Below are 3,140 nucleotides of genomic sequence, written 5' to 3'. Positions count from 1 at the left end.
CGCCGTCGGGCTGCCGGTTCCACCCGCGCTGCCCGTTCGCGCAGGCGCGCTGCGCGACGGAGGAGCCGCTGTCCCGGCCGGTCGGCCTCGACCGCGAGGTCGCCTGCCATTTTCCGCTAATTTCCTAGACTAGAGAGTAGGCCGACCGGCATAAGCCGGTTGGCTTTTTTACGTTGGCCCGGAAGCCGACGGAGCCCGTCGTTCCGGCATTCGCGAGCGGCCGATCGGGGTGTTCCCAGCCGCCTGGCCGTTTGCGAAATGTCGGTCGTTGACTGTCGGTAAAGTTTAAATATATAAATTTCTTGACGCTTTCCGTCGGACGAATATATAATTTTTTTAGATTTGAAGTTTTTGTAAGCGGCACGGGGAGGCATTCGAATCCGGTACCGAGTCGGGACGCATGTTACGGGAAGAAAGAACGATTTATCAATGCTTACGGAAGCAGTTCCGTTAGCGGCGATGACTTCACCTAACGCGTCCGGACAACCTGTCGATAGCCGGCGGACTGCAGCCGCCGCCCATGCCGATCGTCGCATTCATCCGCTCCGCACCATGAATTCGGAACGAGCCGGCCGCCCGGCCGCCGCGTTTCGCGCTTCGGATTTACCCGCATCTGGAACGATAAGCCCACGAAGAACCGACCGCTTCCTATCAAGCACTTGCCGTACTCCATGTTACAGAACGTCGCACACGCCGTGACGAAGTTTGTAACGAAGATTTTTTGAAATCGTTTTCTATGAAAAGGGGCGAAGCCCGACCGCTTTGTACGCCAGCGTATGGCGGGTACAGGTGTTTTGTCGACCGAAATCCGCAATCAGCCGCATGCAATCATTGATGCGAACGCGGGACACGGGGTTGGGAAGAAAACAAAAAAATCGACGGGGATGTGTAAAGATGAGCAAAAAGAAACGACTGACGGTCTTATTATCGATTATGGCGCTGGCCGGCTCCATGGCCGCAGGCTGCGGCAATTCGAATTCCGGTACGAGCGAGACGAACGCGCCGGCGGCGAACAACGGCCAGGACGCGAATCAACCGGCGAACGAGGCGCCCGCGAACTCGGGCACGAACGCGGCGGAGACGCCTTCGGCGGACACGCCGGTGGACGGAGGCACGCTGACGGTCGGCACGTTCTCGGACATCAATTCCGTCAACCCGCTCTACATCGCGGATACCGCTTCGGGCGACCTTGCCACGTTCCTTAACGCAAACCTGTATGACGTCGATCGTTCCAATAATTTGGTCGTTGAGCCGTGGTCGCTCGCGGCCGAGCTGCCGACGATCAGCGCGGACGGTCTGACCTACACGATCAAGCTGAAGCCGGAAGCGAAGTGGAGCGACGGTCAGCCGGTGACGGCCGACGACGTCAAATTCACGTACGATACGATCAAGAATCCGGAAGCCGGCGCTCCGGGCATCAGCATGGTCGATAAGGTCGACACGATCACGAAGATCGACGACCACACCGTCGAATTCAAGCTCAAGGCCGTGTACGCGCCGTTCCTGTACGCATTGAGCGGTTCGGTCGCGCCTTATCACATCCTGAAGGACGTGCCTCTTGCGGAGCTGGAGAAGAATCCATACGGTACCGACCCGGCCAAGACGATTACGAACGGACCTTGGGTCTGGACGAAGTGGGAACAAAGCCAGTACTCCACGGTGGAAGCCAACCCGAACTATTGGGCTAGCGTGAAGCCGCACATCAAGACGGTCACGTTGAAAATTTACGCCGACCAAAACACGCAGACGCAAGCTTTGCTGAAAGGCGACGTCGATCTCGTATCGTCTGTGCCGCTGACGATTGTGGACACGGTGAAAGCGAAGGACAACCTTACCATCGTGTCGGAGCCGGGCCCGTCGTACGAATTCATCCAATTCAACTTCAAAGCCGACAACTTCCCGGACAAGTATGTCCTGTTCCAAAGCCAAAAAACGCGTCAAGCGATCGCGACCGCGGTCAACCGCCAAGGTATGGTCGACAACATCCTGAAAGGCACGGGCACGCTGCTGAACGCGCCGTTCCTGCCAACCTCGTGGGCGTTCGACGCGAACTCCGCGGTCAACTACGCGTACGACACGGAGAAGGCGAAAACGATGCTGGCGGAAGACGGCTGGAAGCCGGGCAAGGACGGCATTCTCGAGAAGGACGGCCACCGCTTCTCGTTCGAGCTGCAGTACAACGCCGGCAACGCGCGCCGCGAGCAAGTCGCCGCCGTCGTGCAGCAGAACCTGAAGGACGTCGGCATCGAAGTCGTGCCGAAGGCCATCGAGTTCTCCGCGTGGATCGATCAGAATGTCAATCCGGGCAAATACGAAGCCCTTCTCCTCGGCTGGTCGCTCAGCAACCCGGATCCGGACGGCGAAAGCATCTTCTCGTCCAAGTACTTCCCGCCGGCCGGCCAGAACTCCGGCTGGTACAAGAACACCAAGCTTGACGAGCTGTGGGTGAAAGGCTACTCTACCGTCGACCAGAACGAGCGCAAGGCGGCCTACGCCGAAGTCGCAAAAGAAATCTCGACCGACCTGCCGTACGTGTTCCTGTATCAATACGGCGCACCGGAAGCCTACGACAAGAACAAGGTTCGTTTTGCCGAAGCGGACAAGCCGGAAGCGACGCTCAGCTACGGGTACTTCTATCACGTCATCAACTGGTGGACCGCGAAATAACGCGGGACGCTGCGCTTCTACAACTTGAGAACAGCAAACCAAGGATTGAAGGGAAGGTCCATCCGGTCCTTCTCTTCTTGCTTGATAAGGAGGAAATGACGTGACGGAATATTTCGTGCGGCGCGTGCTGCAATCGCTGCTCGTGCTGCTGCTTATCGCGATTTTGAGCTTTCTGCTCATCCACGCCGCTCCGGGCGGCCCGAAGACGATCTACTTGTCGCCGGGCTTGTCGTCGGAAGCGGCAGCGATTCAAGCGCATAATCTCGGGCTCGACCGGCCGCTGCCGATGCAATTCGTCAGCTGGCTGGGCAATCTGCTGAAGGGTGACCTCGGCTTTACGTTCAAGAACCATGTTCCCGTCGGCAAGATCGTATGGCCGACGATCGGTCACACGATGATTCTGATGGGCACGGCGTGGGTGCTGTCGCTGCTCATCGCCATTCCGTGGGGGATCTACAACAGCACGGTGGAAT

General features: G+C 58.2%; 1 protein-coding gene and 1 pseudogene. Both read left to right on the top strand.

Annotation, left to right across the window (positions count from 1 at the left end; translation table 11 throughout):
* Positions 1-894 precede the first annotated feature (894 nt).
* Positions 895-2,667, top strand: a complete 1,773-nt coding sequence (locus ACFPB1_RS27310) for a peptide-binding protein (RefSeq protein ID WP_379229373.1) — start codon at positions 895-897, stop codon at positions 2,665-2,667.
* Between the two features lie 100 nt (positions 2,668-2,767).
* A pseudogene (locus ACFPB1_RS27305) lies at positions 2,768-3,140 on the top strand (diguanylate cyclase); the annotation flags it as partial.

The sequence above is a fragment of the Paenibacillus sp. GCM10023250 genome (assembly GCF_042653205.1).
Taxonomy (GTDB): Bacteria; Bacillota; Bacilli; order Paenibacillales; family Paenibacillaceae; genus Paenibacillus_Z.
This window is presented reverse-complemented; position numbering and strand designations above follow the sequence as displayed.

Excerpts from the sequence above, each read along its gene's own strand:
- ACFPB1_RS27310 (WP_379229373.1), top strand. The coding sequence starts at position 895 with ATGAGCAAAAAGAAACGACTGACGGTCTTATTATCGATTATGGCGCTG.